Annotated in this window: 12 protein-coding genes and 1 tRNA gene; 4 read left to right on the top strand and 9 right to left on the bottom strand. The window is 62.7% G+C overall.

The features are described 5' to 3' along the window. Window positions 1-9: 9 nt before the first annotated feature. From CAF76_RS01445 to fdnG, 7 genes are all read right to left on the bottom strand, one after another. Window positions 10-105, bottom strand: a tRNA-Sec gene (locus CAF76_RS01445). Window positions 106-111: 6 nt separating this feature from the next. Beyond that, complete coding sequence (gene selB, locus CAF76_RS01440; protein ID WP_085646554.1) at window positions 112-2,022, bottom strand: selenocysteine-specific translation elongation factor; 1,911 nt, start codon at window positions 2,020-2,022, stop codon at window positions 112-114. After that, window positions 2,019-3,428 (bottom strand): L-seryl-tRNA(Sec) selenium transferase, encoded by a 1,410-nt coding sequence (gene selA, locus CAF76_RS01435; protein ID WP_085646553.1) that lies wholly within the window; start codon window positions 3,426-3,428, stop codon window positions 2,019-2,021. Before selA ends, selB begins: the two co-directional genes overlap by 4 nt. A gap of 47 nt (window positions 3,429-3,475) precedes the next feature. Beyond that, entirely contained in the window at window positions 3,476-4,402 is a 927-nt protein-coding gene (gene fdhE, locus CAF76_RS01430) for a formate dehydrogenase accessory protein FdhE (RefSeq protein WP_064596558.1), read from the bottom strand. Between the two features lie 3 nt (window positions 4,403-4,405). Beyond that, complete coding sequence (locus tag CAF76_RS01425; RefSeq protein WP_011334113.1) at window positions 4,406-5,059, bottom strand: formate dehydrogenase subunit gamma; 654 nt, start codon at window positions 5,057-5,059, stop codon at window positions 4,406-4,408. Next, on the bottom strand, window positions 5,056-5,991 hold the full coding sequence (gene fdxH, locus CAF76_RS01420; protein WP_085646552.1) for a formate dehydrogenase subunit beta: 936 nt from the start codon (window positions 5,989-5,991) through the stop codon (window positions 5,056-5,058). Before fdxH ends, CAF76_RS01425 begins: the two co-directional genes overlap by 4 nt. A 14-nt stretch (window positions 5,992-6,005) precedes the next feature. Continuing rightward, window positions 6,006-9,071 (bottom strand): formate dehydrogenase-N subunit alpha, encoded by a 3,066-nt coding sequence (gene fdnG, locus CAF76_RS01415; protein ID WP_143491792.1) that lies wholly within the window; start codon window positions 9,069-9,071, stop codon window positions 6,006-6,008. A 322-nt stretch (window positions 9,072-9,393) separates the two neighbouring features. Here fdnG and CAF76_RS01405 point away from each other — a divergent pair, with 322 nt between their 5' ends. The 4 genes from CAF76_RS01405 to CAF76_RS01390 all read left to right on the top strand — a co-directional run bounded on the left by CAF76_RS01405 (window position 9,394) and on the right by CAF76_RS01390 (window position 13,619). Further along, a complete protein-coding gene (locus CAF76_RS01405) occupies window positions 9,394-10,542 on the top strand; it encodes a MalY/PatB family protein (RefSeq protein WP_085646550.1) in 1,149 nt (382 codons plus the stop codon). A gap of 95 nt (window positions 10,543-10,637) precedes the next feature. Next, window positions 10,638-11,495: a glucose 1-dehydrogenase gene (locus CAF76_RS01400; RefSeq protein ID WP_085646549.1), complete on the top strand. Its 858-nt coding sequence runs from the start codon at window positions 10,638-10,640 to the stop codon at window positions 11,493-11,495. A 90-nt stretch (window positions 11,496-11,585) separates the two neighbouring features. Next, on the top strand, window positions 11,586-12,197 hold the full coding sequence (locus CAF76_RS01395; RefSeq protein WP_085610274.1) for a Yip1 family protein: 612 nt from the start codon (window positions 11,586-11,588) through the stop codon (window positions 12,195-12,197). 48 nt (window positions 12,198-12,245) lie between these two features. Then, a complete protein-coding gene (locus tag CAF76_RS01390) occupies window positions 12,246-13,619 on the top strand; it encodes a sodium:proton antiporter (RefSeq protein WP_085646548.1) in 1,374 nt (457 codons plus the stop codon). 14 nt (window positions 13,620-13,633) lie between these two features. Here CAF76_RS01390 and CAF76_RS01385 read toward each other — a convergent pair whose 3' ends face one another. Both CAF76_RS01385 and CAF76_RS01380 read right to left on the bottom strand, forming a co-directional pair. Then, window positions 13,634-14,170 carry a hypothetical protein gene (locus CAF76_RS01385; protein WP_064596549.1) on the bottom strand — a complete coding sequence of 179 codons (537 nt, stop codon included), beginning with the start codon at window positions 14,168-14,170 and terminating at the stop codon, window positions 13,634-13,636. Window positions 14,171-14,224: 54 nt separating this feature from the next. Further along, a complete protein-coding gene (locus CAF76_RS01380) occupies window positions 14,225-16,165 on the bottom strand; it encodes a PAS domain-containing sensor histidine kinase (RefSeq protein WP_085646547.1) in 1,941 nt (646 codons plus the stop codon). Window positions 16,166-16,169 lie beyond the last annotated feature (4 nt).

Raw genomic sequence — 16,169 nt, 5'->3', positions numbered from 1 at the left:
GGGGAGAAATGGCGGAAGGCAGCCGGAGTCGAACCTGCCCGGGAACGGATGCCGTCCCCAACCGGGTTTGAAGCCCGGCCGCGCCACCGGGCGCGATTGCCTTCCTTGAACTCAGTCCGCGCCGGGGTTGGCCAGCGCACTGTCGCAGCGGATTTGCCGGCCTTCGCCGACGCGCCGGGTCAGGCCCAGCCGATCGAAGTATTCGAGGATCTGAATACTGCGCTTGCGTCCCAAGCCTAGCGCATCGCGGAAGGCCGTGACTTCGATCTGCGGATTTTCTTCGGCCAGGCGCAACAGCACCGCCACCATTTGCCGCAGGGTGATGTCGGTGACAAACAGGTCGCGCACCACTTGATGCATCACGCCAAGGCGCGCCAGTTTGCGCAGCAGCAAACGCACGATCGCGTCGTCCTGACCGACGACTTTCGCCACGTCACGTACCCACGGTGGATCGAAGCCGGCCTGTTCAAACAACGGCTGCAACGCCTGCCACAGGGTTTCGTCGTCGGCGCTCAGGCGCACCTGATGGTCGGGCAAATGCAGCCACGGGCCGCTGGCGACCAGTGAGCCGGCGCCGAGCAACTCTTCCAGCAGGCTGATGAAGGTCGCGCGTTCGAGGCTCAAACTGCTGAAACGCCGCAGACGGTCGCGGTCCGGACCCATCTGATCGGGCTCCAGCTCATGAAAGCGCGCCAGTTGCTCCAGCAGCCTGAACTTGAGCATGCCCCAGCGCTGCGCATTGAACAGCACCGGGCCCTGACGGGTTTCGATCAGGCGGACGTTGTCCGGCAGCGTCCAGCCGTCACGCGGACGATTGAACTGTCGCTCCAGGCGTTGCGGGTCGAGGCCGCTTGCGCTGTATTCCAGCAACGTAGGCAAGGCCTGTTCCAGTTCGGAGCTGATCGCCAGTGCCCGCAGTTGTGCCAGCCGTTCCGGACTGCGCCGTTGGCGGGCCGGGGCGAAGGGATCGAGCACGCGCCCACCGCCGAGCGTTCGCTGGGCGCTGGCATCACGAAGGATCAAGGGATCACCGTGGACGCCGTGCACCGGGACGTTGGTCAGCAATTGCGCAAACATGCGCTCGCCGGGTGCCAGACTCGGTCCCTCCAGCAAGGCGACCCGGGCGATCACATCTTGCGTGCCCAGATGCAGGTGCACTGGCTGGAAGTGCTCGAAAAACCGCTCGCCCGGCAACAACCGGAATTCGATATCCAGCCGCTGGGTCGGTGCGTGCAGCCATTCGGCGAGCAACCATTGGCCGCGATGGATCTGCCCGAGTTCCAGACGATCCGCGCTGATGTTCAGGGCCACGCGCTGGCCGGCGAAGGCTTGTTCGGCGGTCTGATTCTGCGCGTGCAGGCCCCTGACCCGCACGTTTTTGCCCGCCGGGCCCAGACTCAGCTTGTCACCCACCGCGACCGAGCCCGAAAGCGCCGTCCCCGTCACCACAATACCGGCGCCGGCGACACTGAACGCGCGGTCGATGGCCAGGCGAAAACCGCCTTCGCGACTGCGCTCCTCGCCTTCTATCTGCCGCAACGCTTCGCGCAGCGCATCGACGCCCTCACCCGTCACACTGGAAACCGTCAGCAACGGTGCTTCGGCATAGGGCCCGGTTGCCAGCAGGCTTTCAACCTGTCGGCGCACCTCTTCCACCCTGCCCGCCTCGACCCGATCACACTTGGTGATCGCCACCAGCGCCCGTGGAATGCCCAGCAGCTCGACAATCGCCAGATGCTCGCGGGTCTGCGGCATCACGCCGTCATCCGCCGCCACCACCAGCAACACCAGATCGATGCCTTGGGCTCCGGCCAGCATGTTGTGGGTGAATTTCTCGTGGCCCGGCACGTCGATGAAACCGGTCAGCCCGGCGCCGGGCGCCAGTTCTGCGTACAGATAACCGAGGTCGATGGTCATCCCGCGCTCGCGTTCCTGCGGGCGGCGGTCGCCGGTTTGCCCGGTCAGCGCTTCGAGCAGTGACGTCTTGCCATGGTCGATGTGCCCCGCCGTGCCGACGATCACGTTTGCAACTGCCCGAGTTGTGCCTGCCACGCCGGTTCATCGTCGAGTTGCCGCAGATCCAGCCACAACGCATCGTCATCGATGCGCCCGAGCACCGGGATCGGCAAGGCGCGCAGCGCGGCTTCCAGATTCAGCAGGCAACGTCCGCGCAGGCGTTTCGATACCTGCGGGCGCAGGCACAGCGCCGCGCTCGGCAGGCGCGCCACCGGTTGGCTGCCGCTGCCGATCATGCCCAAAGCGGGTTGCGCCGTGACGGTCCAGCCCTCGCCCAGCAGTTGGGACAAGGCCGGTTGCAAGCGTGCGGCCTGGGCCAGAATCTCGGCTTGCGGACGGGTCAGCAAACGCAGGCTCGGCAAGCGCTCGGCCAGCCGATCCGGGTCGCGATAGAGCCCGAGTACTGCTTCGAGTGCGGCCAGGGTCAGTTTGTCGACCCGCAACGCGCGTTTCAGCGGGTTCTTCTTGATCTTCGCGATCAAGTCCTTGCGCCCGACGATCACCCCCGCCTGCGGCCCGCCGAGCAGTTTGTCGCCGCTGAAGGTGACGATGTCGGCGCCATCAAGCAACGCCTGACGCACCGTCGGTTCCGCCGGCAGGCCCCAACGGGTCAGATCCAGCAGGCTGCCGCTGCCAAGATCTTCCAGCAGCGGCAGATCATGCCGATGGGCCAACGCGGCCAGTTCGGAGGTTGGCACCCGGGCAGTGAAGCCTTCGATGCTGTAATTGCTCGCGTGCACGCGCATGATCAGGCCGCTGCGTGGGCCGATCGCCGCTTCGTAATCGCGGGCATGGGTGCGATTGGTGGTGCCGACCTCGTGCAGGCGCACGCCGGCGCGGCTCATGATGTCGGGGATGCGGAACGCGCCGCCGATCTCGATCAGCTCGCCCCGGGAAATGATGCCTTCCTTGCGCGCGCCGAGGCTGTTGAGGGTCAGCAGCACGGCGGCGGCATTGTTGTTGACCACGGTCACGGCTTCGGCACCGGTCAGCTCGCGGATCAGGCCTTCGATCAGGTCGTCGCGGTCACCGCGCTTGCCGCTGGCCAGATCGAATTCCAGATTCAACGGATAGCGCGCCGCGAGTTGCACCGCTTCAATGGCTTCTTCGGGCAACAAAGCGCGCCCGAGGTTGGTGTGCAGCACGGTGCCAGTCAGGTTGAACACCCGGCGCACCTGGCTGCGCTGCTTCAGGGCCAGGCGTTCAGAAACCCTTCCGGCCAGCGCTTCAGAGCTGATTTCTACGGCGGTCAGTTGCCCTGCCACCACGGCGTCGCGCAAGTCATCCAGTAACTGGCGAAACCCCGTCACCAGGGCCTCGCGTCCGTAACGCTCGGCCAAGGGCTGGCACGCGGGGTGGCGTAACAGGCTGTCGAGGGAAGGCAAACGCAAGGCACAGACACTGACGGACATCAGGCACTCCGGAAAAAAGCCGATGCGCCTGAGTGTAGACCCTTGCCTCATTCGTCTCCTGGCGCCAACAGCAGATTCGGCGCCAGCCGCTGATAGCCATCCTGAGCCAGGCGCATGTCGAGCAACAGACTGCCCAGATCCGCCGACAGTGCCTCGCCCTCGCCATCGTTTTCCAGATACAGCAACTTCAGATAGCTGTTGCAGCCCGGACAGACTTCGGCGCGCAGCGGCGCCTGATTGGCGGCGTGGCGGTCATCCTCAAGGCTCAGGTATTCCAAGCCTTTGCTCTGTTCGCAATACACGCACTTGACCCGTACCACATGCCATTCGCAGGCGCACAGCGAACACACCAGATAACGCAGGCCGTTGTGCTTGCCGCGATGGCGGATCACCCCGGCCATGGCCGGCGAGCCACAGGCCGGGCACTGGCTGAGGCTGTCGCCGGGTGTCAGTTGCAGGTTCGGTGCGCTGAGCAGCCAGTGACTCCACGCCGCTTGCAGCGCCGCCCCGAGAAACGGCACCAGCGCCGCCGGCACCAGCGAATACTGGCCGCTGACCAGCGCCACGGCCCAGGCGCGCAACTGGCCGGGGCTGGCGATGCGCAGCGTGGTCACGGCCTCGATCACGGCCGGTTGCTCGGGGGCGACATAACGCTGAAGCAAGGCCTCGAGATACAGCTGCCAAGTGTCCTCGCGAATCAAGGTGTCGGCGGCAAACGGCGGCATGCCGTGTTGCCGGCAGACTTCCAGCCGCTGTTCATCAAGCGGCGCGGTCGAGGGCGGATCATCGAGGATCTGCTGCTGGACGCGGCACAATCCAGCGATCAGGTGCAGGTAATCGGCCAGCGGATGTCCTTCGGCCAAACGCTCCAGACGCTGGGCTCGCAGCATGAACAGGTTGGGTGGCGGCAAATGCAGAAACGGCGGCGAACTGGCCGCCGCTTCGATTTCTCCGGGTTCGAGGATGGTTGGCAACTGTCAGCCCTTTTTTGTGACCGGTCGCTCTGGCGGATCCTGGCTTTCCACCTCGCGATACCAGAGTGCATGGTGTTTCCTGGCCCAGGCGCGGCTGACCCAGCCGTGCATCATTGCGTCCACCGAGCCCTTGATCCAGATCCCGGCATAGATGTGAACGATGATGCTCAGGATCAGCACAAACCCCGCCAGAGCGTGCAGCAACATCGCCCAGCGGATCGTGGTGATACCGAAGTAGTGACTGAAATACGCGCGCCAGATCACCAGCCCGGTGAACAGCAATCCGAGCATGCACAGCAGTAAAGTCCAGAACAGCAGCTTTTGCCCGGCGTTGTACTTGCCCACCGCCGGCACGGTTTCTTCATCGTTGACCATCACCCGGTCGATGCGCCGTAGCCATTTCCAGTCGTTGTCGATGAAGAAGTTCGAGCGCCAGAAGCGAAACACCAGGCCCAGGAAGAACACGAACATCAGCACGCCCATGAAGGGGTGCAGGATTCGCGTCCACGGCCCGCCGCCGAACAGGTTTGTCAGCCAGAACATCGACGGATGAAACAGCGCGAGCCCCGACAGCCCGGCCATGAAGAACAGAATCGCCACCAGCCAGTGATTGGTGCGCTGGTTGGCGGTGTAGCGCAGGATCGTCTTGTTGCTCATGGCCGGCCCTCCCCGCGTGGGTCGAAGGTGTGCACTGCCGGATCGACGACGTGCACCGAGGTGTCGGGCGGATCTGGATGTTCATCTTCCTCGACCCGGTTCGGGCCGATCCGCACGTAATGGAAGAACCCGGCCAGCACCGCAGCGCCCATCGCCAGCAGACCCAACGGCTTGCTGATGCCTTTCCACAAGCCCACCAGCGGACTGATCTCGGGGTTGTCCGGCAGGCCGGCGTAGATTTTCGGGGTGTCGGCGTGGTGCAGCACATACATGACGTGGGTGCCGCCGACGCCTTGCGGGTCATACAGGCCGGCGTTGTCGAAGCCACGGCTTTTCAGGTCGACGATGCGCTCGGCGGCGTGGGTCTTCATGTCGTCCTTGGTGCCGAACACGATGGCCCCGGTCGGGCAGGTTTTTACGCAGGCCGGTTCCAGACCCACCGCCACCCGGTCCGAACACAGCGTGCATTTGTAGGCCTTGTGGTCCTTCTGCGAAATGCGCGGGATGTTGAACGGGCAGCCGGTGATGCAATAACCGCAGCCGATGCAGTGATCCTGATCGAAATCGACGATGCCGTTGGCGTGCTTGATGATCGCGCCGGGGCTGGGGCACGCCGACAGGCAACCGGGTTCGGCGCAGTGCATGCAGCCGTCCTTGCGGATCAGCCACTCGAGGTTACCGGCGTCGGTTTCATGCTCGGTGAAGCGCATCAGCGTCCATGAATCGGCGCTCAAATCCTGCGGATTGTCGTAGGTGCCATGGTTGTGGCCGACCTCGTCGCGCAGCTCGTTCCATTCCGAGCACGCGACCTGACAGGCCTTGCAGCCGATGCATTTGGTGGTGTCGATCAGCTTGGCCACCTGTTCCTGGCCGCGTATCGAAGGCGCCGGCGTGGTGGTGGCCGAGCGGGCAATGATGTCTTGGCTGGCCATCTAAAGATTCTCCATCAGAGCTTCTCCACGTTGACCAGGAATGACTTGGATTCCGGGGTCTGTGTATTGCCATCGCCGAGAAACGGCACCAGGGTGTTGGTCAGGTAACCGTGGCGCGTCAGGCCGGTGAAGCCCCAGTGCAGCGGGATGCCGATCTGGTGCACCACCTGGTTGTTGACCTGCAACGGCCGGATCCTTTTGGTCACCACCGCCACCGCTTCAATGAACCCGCGCTTGCTGCTTACGCGTACCCGGTCGCCGGCAACGATGCCCTTCTCCTTGGCCAGTACTTCGCCGATCTCCACGAACTGCTCGGGTTGGGCAATCGCGTTCAACTTGCAGTGCTTGCTCCAGAAGTGGAAGTGCTCGGTCAACCGGTAGCTGGTGGCGGCGTACGGGTAATCCTTGGCCACGCCGAGGCTGTCCCACACCGAATCGAAGATCCGTGCCGCCGGGTTGCTGGTGGCTTTCTTGTTGTCCGGGTGCAGCGGGTTGATGCCGATCGGCGTTTCGAACGGCTCGTAGTGCTCGGGGAATGGCCCTTCGTTCATCTTGTCGACGGCGAAGAACCGCGCCACGCCTTCGGGGTTCATGATGAACGGGTTCATCCCGGCTTCCGGCGGTACGTCGGCCTTGTAGTCCGGCACGTCGGTGCCGCCCCAGGCTTTGCCGTTCCACCAGACCAGGCGTTTTTTCGGATCCCAGGGTTTGCCGGCGACGTCCGCCGAAGCGCGGTTGTACAGAATCCGCCGGTTGGCCGGCCAGGCCCACGCCCAGCCTTGATGCTGATGCATGCCGTAAGGGTCGTTGTTGTCGCGGCGGGCCATCTGGTTGCCGGCTTCGGTCCAGCTGCCGCAGAAAATCCAGCAGCCGGACGCAGTGCTGCCGTCATCCTTGAGCTGGGCGAACCCGGCCAGTTGCGAATTGCCCTTGATCGCCGCACCCGTGGCGTCGGTGAAATCGGTGGTGGCGTAGCCGTTGACCTCTTTGGCGATCTCTTCCGGCGAGGGTTCTTCGGCGATCTTGTACGGCCACGACAGTTTCAACAGCGGGTCGGCGAATTTGCCGCCCTCCGCCTGATATCGCTCACGCAGACGCAGGAACAGCGCACTCATGATTTGCACGTCGGTGCGCGCCTCGCCCGGGCCGTCGGCACCTTTCCAGTGCCATTGCAGCCAGCGGCTGCTGTTGACCAGCGAGCCGTCCTCTTCGGCAAAGCACGTCGTTGGCAGGCGGATGACTTCGGTCTGGATGTCGGCGCTCTTCACATCGTTGAACGGCCCGACGTGTTCCCAGAACTGCGAGGTTTCGGTGGCCAGCGGGTCCATCACCACCAGCCATTTCAGTTTGGCCAGTGCCGCCATCACCCGGTTCTTGTCCGGCAACGCGGCAATCGGGTTGAAGCCCTGGCACATGTAGCCGTTGACCTTGCCCTGCCCCATCAGGTCGAACACCTTGAGGATGTCGTAGTTGGGGATGTCGAGTTTCGGCAGGTAATGGTAGGCCCACTGATTCTCGGCGGTGGCATTGGCGCCGTACCAGGCTTTCATCAGGCTGACGTGGAATTTGCTGTAGTTCTGCCAGTAGGACAATTGCCCCGGCCGCAGCGGGACTTGCGTGCGTTTATGGATGAAGGCCGCGTAATCCTGCTCGGCGTCGGTCGGCAAGGTCAGGTAACCCGGCAGCGCGTTGGACAGCAGACCGAGGTCGGTCAGGCCCTGAATGTTCGAGTGCCCGCGCAAAGCGTTGACCCCGCCGCCGGGCATGCCGACGTTACCCAGCAGCAGTTGCACCATCGCCGCGCTGCGGATGATCTGCGAGCCGATCGAGTGCTGGGTCCAGCCCAGTGCATAAAGAATCGTCATGGTCTTGCCCGGCGCCGAGCAAGTGGCGATTTCCTCCCAGATCTTTTTCATCGCATCGACCGGCATGCCGCAGATCTGGCTCGCCAGGTCGATGTTGTAGCGGCTGTAATGCTGCTTCATCAATTGGTAGACGCAGCGCGGGTCCTGCAGGGTCGGATCGACTTTGACGAAGCCGTCGTCACCCAGTTCGTAACCCCAGGTGGATTTGTCGGTGTAGCTGCGCTTGGCCGCGTCGTAACCGGTGAACAGCCCGTCCTCGAAGCCGAATCCGGCTCTGACGATGAACGATACGTCGGTGTAGTTGCGCACGTATTCGTGCTGGATCTTGTCCTCGGTCAGCAGGTAATTAATCAGCCCGCCCATGAACGCGATGTCGCTGCCGGTGCGAATCGGCGCGTAGTAGTCGGCCACGGATGCGGTCCGGGTAAACCTCGGATCGACCACAATCAGCCGCGCGGCGTTATGCGCCTTGGCTTCGGTCACCCATTTGAAGCCACAAGGGTGGGCTTCTGCTGCGTTGCCGCCCATCACCAGGATCAGATTCGCATTGGCGATATCGGTCCAGGTGTTGGTCATGGCTCCACGGCCGTACGTCGGGGCAAGACTTGCCACCGTCGGGCCGTGTCAGACACGCGCCTGGTTATCAAACCCCAGCATGCCGAGACTGCGAACCACCTTGTGGGTGATGTAACCCGCTTCGTTGGACGCCGCCGACGCCGCGAGGAATCCGGTGGTCAGCCAGCGATTGACCGTTTGCCCCTGGGCGTTCTGCTCGACGAAATTGGCATCGCGGTCGGCCTTCATCAGGTCGGCGACGCGGTCGAGGGCTTCGTCCCAGGTGATCCGGGTCCATTCGCTGCTGCCGGGCTTGCGCACCTGCGGGTACTGCAAGCGGCCGGGGCTGTGAATGAAATCCAGCAGGCCGGCGCCTTTGGGGCACAGGGTGCCGCGGTTGACCGGGTGGTCGGCGTCGCCCTCGATATGGATGATGTTTTGCGCAACATTCTTCGCGGCATCGCCCTGGCTGTACATGATCAAGCCGCAGCCGACCGAGCAATACGGGCAGGTGTTGCGGGTTTCATGGGTGTGGGCAAGCTTGAAGTGGCGCACCTGCTCGGCGAAGGCCTGCGTCGGGGCCATGCCCAACGCGCCCAGGCTAGAGCCTGCAAGGCCGATACCGGCGACCTTGAAGAACTGACGACGGCTGAGATCCATCGTGCACTCCTGATCAGGTGGAACCCGGTACTGGTGCCGGGTTTGTTCTGGACAATCACGGTTGCGGCACACGAGTGCCGACTTTTTCACTGTAGACAAAGCCTCTGCGACCTGTGTGAAAACCGACCGTCGGCCGTTTGTCGGAGCATCACCTCCCTGTGGGAGCAAGCTTGCTCGCGAAAAGCGGTGTGTCATTCAACATTGATGCTGCCTGACCAGACGCATTCGCGAGCAAGCTCGCTCCCACAGGTTTTGTGTGCTCCTTCAAGGGCATGGGCTTATCATGGCGGGCACGACCCATCTCCGCCTTCAGAGACCGCGCATGACTTTCGATTTTGATCAGGTATTCGACCGCCACGACACCGGCAGCACCAAGTGGAGCCGCTACCCGGCCGACGTGTTGCCGATGTGGGTCGCTGACATGGATTTCGCCGCCCCGCCGGTGGTCATCGAGGCGCTGCAACGACGTCTGCTGCACCCGTTGGTGGGCTACAGCGTGGCCCAGGACAACCTGCGCGAGGCCATCGTCGCCGACCTCTGGAACAAGTTCGCCTGGCGGATCAAACCGCAAGAGCTGATCTTCCTGCCGGGGGTGGAATCGGGTTTCAACATGGCGCTCAAGGCGCTGGTGCAACCGCAGCAGAACGTCGTGGTGCAAACCCCGAACTACCCGCCGCTGCGTCATGCACCGGGCCATTGGGGCCTGAACAAGGTCGAACTGGAATTCAACGCCCAGGCCGACGGCACCTACGCCACCCCGCTGGACGTACTGCGTGAGTCCCTGAACGGTGGCGGCGCTCTGCTGCTGAGCAACCCGCACAACCCGATCGGCAAGGTCTTCGGCCGTGAAGAACTGCAAGCCGTGGCAGACATCTGCGTGGCGCAGAACGCCTGGATCATCTCCGACGAGATCCACGCCGAGTTGTGCTACGACGGCCGCGTGCACATTCCGACTGCGTCCCTGAGCCCGGAAATATCCCGCCGCACCATCACCCTGATGTCGGCGAGCAAGGCCTATAACATCGCCGGCCTCAAGACTTCTTTCATGATCATCCAGGACGCTGCCCTGCGCGAGCGCGTCAACCATGCCCGCTGCGGCATGGTCGACAGCGTCAATCCGCTGGGCATGGAAGCCACCCGCGTGGCCTACAGCGAAGCCGGTCCGTGGCTTGAGGCGCTGAAGCAGTACCTGCAAGCCAACCGTGACTGGCTGGTGGACGCCGTGCGCAACCGCTTGCCCGGGGTGACCATTAATGTGCCGCAAGGCACGTACCTGGCCTGGCTCGACTGCTCGGCGCTGGATCTGGACGACCCGCAGAAGTTCTTCCTGGACCACGCCCGGGTCGGCCTCAGCCCGGGTCTGGACTTTGGCGACCACAGCCAGCAATTCGTGCGCCTGAACTTCGGTTGCCCGCGTTCGATGCTGGAGGAAGGCATCGCCCGGATGGAGCGAGCCCTCAAGTCCCGGTAATCAAGTCAGGGCAAATCCAAGCGTCAATCCGATCGAACTCAGCGCAAGCGGGTCGGGTCAACCGGCCTACTTGCCATGAGACCCGGAGATTGACGATGACCGACTATCCAAAACCCCCGTTCCCGAAACAGGCGCAGCCGGTTCCCGGTTCACAGCGCAAGATGGAGCCGTATCCTGATTGCGGCGAACAGAGCTACACCGGCTCCGGTCGGCTGGCCGGCAAGATTGCCTTGATCACCGGTGCCGACAGTGGCATCGGTCGGGCGGTGGCGATCGCATTTGCCCGCGAAGGTGCCGATGTAGCGGTCGCCTATTTAAATGAACACGAAGATGCCAAGGAAACCGCGCGCTGGGTCGAACAGGCCGGTCGCCAGTGCCTGTTGCTGCCTGGAGACATTGCCCAGAAAGCCCAGTGCCAGGCGTTGGTGGACCAAACCGTCGAGCGCTTCGGCCGCATCGACGTGCTGGTCAACAACGCCGCCTTCCAGATGACCCACGAAACCTTCGAGGAGATTCCCGACGACGAATGGGTGATGACCTTCGACGTTAACATCACCGCGATCTTCCGCCTGTGTCAGGCCGCGATCAAACACATGGGACCTGGCTCCTCCATCATCAACACCAGTTCGATCAACTCGGACATGCCCAAGCCCACCCTGCTCGCCTACGCCACCACCAAAGGCGCCATCGCCAACTTCACCGGAAGACTGGCGCAGATGCTCGGCCCGCGGGAAATCCGCGTGAATTGCGTGGCGCCGGGACCGATCTGGACGCCGCTGATTGTCTCGACCATGCCGGATGAGGAAGTGCAGCATTTTGGCGAGCAAACACCACTCGGGCGTCCCGGCCAGCCAGTGGAGGTCGCGCCGATCTATGTACTGCTGGCATCGAATGAAGCCAGCTACATCACCGGCCAGCGCTACGGCGTGACCGGCGGCAAACCGATGCTCTGAACCGCCTGCCAGAAAAAGTGAACCGCTGGACACGGCGACCTCTCCATACCTTCATGGCCCGTTCGGGTTGCAAGAGATCAGGAGGTCGTCATGTCTGCGCCTATTATCAAACTCTTCACCCAGCCGAACTTTGCCTGGACGGACATCCGCCGCGAAGAAGAGGCACATCCGCGTCATTACCTTGCTCACCTGCTGTTGCTGGCCCTCGTCCCGGCGGTGTGCCTGTTCATTGGCACCACGTATGTCGGCTGGAGCCTGGCAGTGGGTGAAACCGTGAGGCTCAGCAGTGCCAGCGCCTTGCAGCTGAGTGTCCTGCTCTATATCACCATCGTGGTCGGCGTGGCGATCATTGGCGGTTTCATCCGCTGGATGTCGCGTACCTTCGATGCCCGGCCGACACTCAACCAGTGCATCGGTTTCGCGGCGTACACCGTCACCCCGTTTTTCATCGCCGGTCTCGCCGGCCTGTACCCCAGCCGCTGGCTGGCGGTGCTGGTGCTCGGCGCTGCATCGATCTATTCGACATTCCTGTTGTTCGTCGGCCTGCCGACCTTCATGCACGAGCGCAAGGAACAGGGCCTGTTGTACTCGGCCAGTGTCTGGGGTGTGGCGCTGCTGGTGCTGGTGACGTTGTTGGTGTCGATGATCCTGCTGTGGTTCAACGTGCTGACGCCGGAATACCTGCGCACGACTGCAGGTTAGGCCGATCATGTCGGGGCGGCATCGAACTGACCTTACGGGCCGCGCGTCATGAGCTTCATCATCTGGGTGGCGGTGCTCGGTGCCGTGCTGCTGACCCTGGCGCTGACATCGTCGTACCTGCGCTGGATGCCGGTCACGACCTCGGCTGTTTGCCTGCTGCTGGGCGTCGGCATAGGGCCGGCAGGGCTTGATCTGCTGAAACTGCCGCTGGACGAAGCCTCTTTGTGGATGGAACACCTGACCGAAGTCGCGGTGCTGTTTTCCCTGTTCGTCTGTGGTTTGAAGTTGCGGTTGCCGTTGCGCGACAAACGCTGGCGGATTGCATTCGGTCTGGCGGGCCCGGTGATGGTGCTGACGATCATTGGCGTCTGCCTGTTGCTGCATTTTGGCCTGGATCTGAATTGGGGCCCTTCGCTGTTGATCGGAGCGATTCTGGCTCCGACCGACCCGGTGCTCGCGGCGCTGGTGCAGGTCAACGATGCGCGGGACGTCGACAGCGTGCGTTTCGGCCTGTCCGGCGAGGCCGGGCTCAACGACGGCGTTGCATTTCCCTTCGTGATCCTCGGGCTGTTGCTGCTGCACGGTGAAGGGTTTGCCGCCGAGTGGCCCGACTGGGTACTGCGCAGCCTTTTGTGGGCGGTTCCGGCCGGGTTGCTTTGCGGCTACTGGATGGGCCGTGGCATCGGTCGACTCACCTTGTCGCTGCGCATTCGCAACGATGACAGCACCCTGAGCCCCAATGACTATCTGGCCCTGGCGTTGATTGCGCTGGCGTATGTCGTGGCTGAATCCATTGGTGGCTACGGCTTTCTGTCGGTATTCGCCGCCGGCCTTGGCTTGCGTCAGGAGGAAGTCAAATCCACCGGCGCCCACCAACCGCCCGCCGAGCACATGGTGCAACCGGTGGTCGGTCATCAGAACGTCGAGCCGCAGCAGGCGGTGCACGGCGATACCGAGCGGCTGGAAGACAGCCAGGTGGCCGCCGGCATCATGATGGGCGACATGCTCGCGTTCGGCGGTCTGGTGGAACGGGCGATGGAAGTGTTTCTGGTTACCCTGCTGGGCGTGGTGCTGGTCAGTCACTGGGATTGGCGGGCGCTGTTGGTCGGCGGCGTGCTGTTCTGCGTCATCCGCCCGGTCTGCGTGGGGTTGATGCCGTGGGGATCGCTGCTCGCGGGGCGCCAACGGTTATTGATTGGCTGGTTCGGTATTCGTGGGATCGGCAGTCTGTTCTATCTCTTCTATGCGCTGAACCATGGGTTGGGCGACAGCGTGGCGACGCTGTGTACCGACCTGACCCTGTCGGTGGTGGCGCTGAGCATTCTGCTGCACGGCGTCAGCACCCAGCCGATCCTCGCCAGCTATGAGCGGCGCAAGAACCGAAACGGGCGAAAAAAGCCCGGCCATGATGACCGGGCTTGATAGCGGGGTGTCATTCATCCTCCCGGATTGGTCACCTGAATATAGAAGGCATAGCTGCCGAGCAACATCCAGAATGTGGCGAAAATCCACGGCGTACGAATGGAAAACAGCAATGACTTGCGATACCCCTTGTGGCTCGACTCCATTTCGCTGAATAACGGCGATTCGTCATAAGCCAGGCCCATCAGGGGTTCGCTGCGCAGCAATTCACTTTGCTTGTAGTGCCAATGATCGATGATGTCGTAGGCGGCGCGAATCCCCGGCCAGGCATTGAGCGAACTGAGCAGGCCGAGCAAGGCCAGGAACGGTGGCACCACCAGGGTGAACAACTTGCCCCACTCGGGGTTGAGGTTGGCCATGCAGGACGCGAAGGCAATCACCAGAAACGATTGCGCCGCCAGATAGGCGTCGGTTCGGTTGGCCAGAATGCTGGTTTCGTACTGGATTTCCCGGCGGTAGAAATCCAGCCGTTCCTTGGGTGAACCGAACATCTTCGCGTTGTGTTCAGTCAGGGTTTCTTCGGCGGTCGGTTGGGTCAGTATGCGTGGCACGGTACGAACGCTCCGAAAGGCAAAGCGTTTGGAGCCGCCCCGTCGCGGACAAGTTCAGCCGGATTCAGCCCCGGTTCGTTTCATCGTCTGGGCAATAATCGTTACAAGATTCATCTGATTGAACGGTTTCGACAGCCGTGGCAACCCCGCTGCGAAGCCTTCGAGGCGTTCGGCAAAGCCGGTGGCGAGAATGATCGGCAGATCCGGCTTGAGCAAACGCACGGCATGAGCCAGTTGCGCGCCGCTCATATGCGGCATGGCCATGTCGGTGATCATCAGGTCGATGACCTCTCCCTGGTCAAACAGCTCGAGCGCGTGGGTACCAGAGGCGGCGCTGATTACCCGATGGCCGAGGTCTTCCAGCAGCAGGACGGTACTGGTACGCACCAGACTGTCATCATCCACCACCAGTACGCTGAGGCGCGGCACTGTAACGGTGGACACCATCGTGCCAGGCGATTGGGTCGCGACTCCGTCGATGGCGACCGGTAACCAGAGTTCAGCGGTGGTGCCCTGCCCCTTGATACTTTTCAGAATGAACCGACCGCCCAGTTGTTCGATGAAGCCATGGACCATCGACAATCCCAGGCCGGTGCCCTTGCCCAAACCCTTGGTGGTGAAAAACGGATCGGTTGCCGACGCCAGCGTATCAGCGTCCATGCCTTCCCCGGTATCGGTCACCCGCAGACAGACATAGCGCCCGGCTGCCAAGGTCGAATCGCTCTGCTCGAGCACCACTTCCGGCTCGCCACTGAGGGTGACGCTGCCGCCGTCCGGCATGGCGTCACGGGCGTTGGTTGCCAGGTTGAGCACTGCCAGTTCGAGCTGGTTGCTGTCGGCCAGCACCGCTTGCAGATCCCCGGGAAACTGCGTTTCGATGCGGATCCCCGGCCCCAGCGAACTGCGCAGCAGCCCGGTAATGCCCTGCACCAGCTTCGCAATGTCGACAGGTTCGGTCTTGAGCTCCTGACGCCGGGCGAAGGCCAGCATGCGTTGGGTCAGCGATACGCCGCGCAATGCTCCCTGAGTGGCGTTCTCCAGCAGGCGGCTGACCTTCGGGTCGTCGCCTACACGTTTGCGCACGATCTCCAGATTACCGAGGATCACCGTCAGCAGATTGTTGAAGTCGTGGGCAATGCCGCCGCTGAGTTGACCGATGGCCTGCACTTTCTGCGCCTGAAACAGCGCTTCACGGGTTTTCTCCAGTGCGTGCTGGGCCTCTGTGGCTTCGGTCACATCACGGGTGATCTTGGCGAAACCAAGCAGCGTTCCGGTTTCACCGCGAATCGCATCGACCACCACATGCGCCAGGAATCGCGTACCGTCCTTGCGCAGACGCCAGCTCTTGTTCTCGAAACGGCCCTCGCGCGCGGCGGTTTCCAGAGCGCGCTGGGGTTCGCCGATCTCACGATCTTCAGGGGTGTAGAACATCGAAAAGTGCTGGCCGATGACCTCTTCCGGCCTGTAGCCCTTGATCCGCTGCGCACCAGGGTTCCAGTTGGACACGCGGCCGTCCGGGCTGAGCATGTAGATCGCGTAGTCGCTAACGCCCTGCACCAGCAGGCGAAACTGCTGTTCGCTCTGCTTGAGGGTTTCTTCGGCCATCTTGCGGTCGGTCAGGTCGCGGGTGATCTTGGCAAACCCGAGCAGTTGCCCGCTCGGACTGAAAATTGGATCGATCACCACGTGGCACCAGAAATGCGTGCCATCCTTGCGTACCCGCCAGCCCTCACCTTCGAACCGGCCTTCGCGGATCGCCGTGTCCAGCGCCCGTTGCGGCAAACCGTTGGCGCGATCTTCGTCGGTGTAGAACCTTGAAAAGTGCTCGCCAAGGATCTCGGCTTCTTCGTAACCCTTGAAGCGTTTGGCGCCGGAATTCCAGCTGGTGATGATGCCTTCGGGGTCGATCATGTAGATCGCGTAATCGACCACCGCATCGATCAGCAAACGAAAGCGCATGTCTTCGATTGCAGCGGACTTCTTGTTCTCGCTCATCAGG

This window comes from Pseudomonas sp. B40(2017), from assembly GCF_002112855.1.
In the GTDB taxonomy this organism is placed as follows: Bacteria; Pseudomonadota; Gammaproteobacteria; order Pseudomonadales; family Pseudomonadaceae; genus Aquipseudomonas; species Aquipseudomonas pharyngis.
This window is presented reverse-complemented; position numbering and strand designations above follow the sequence as displayed.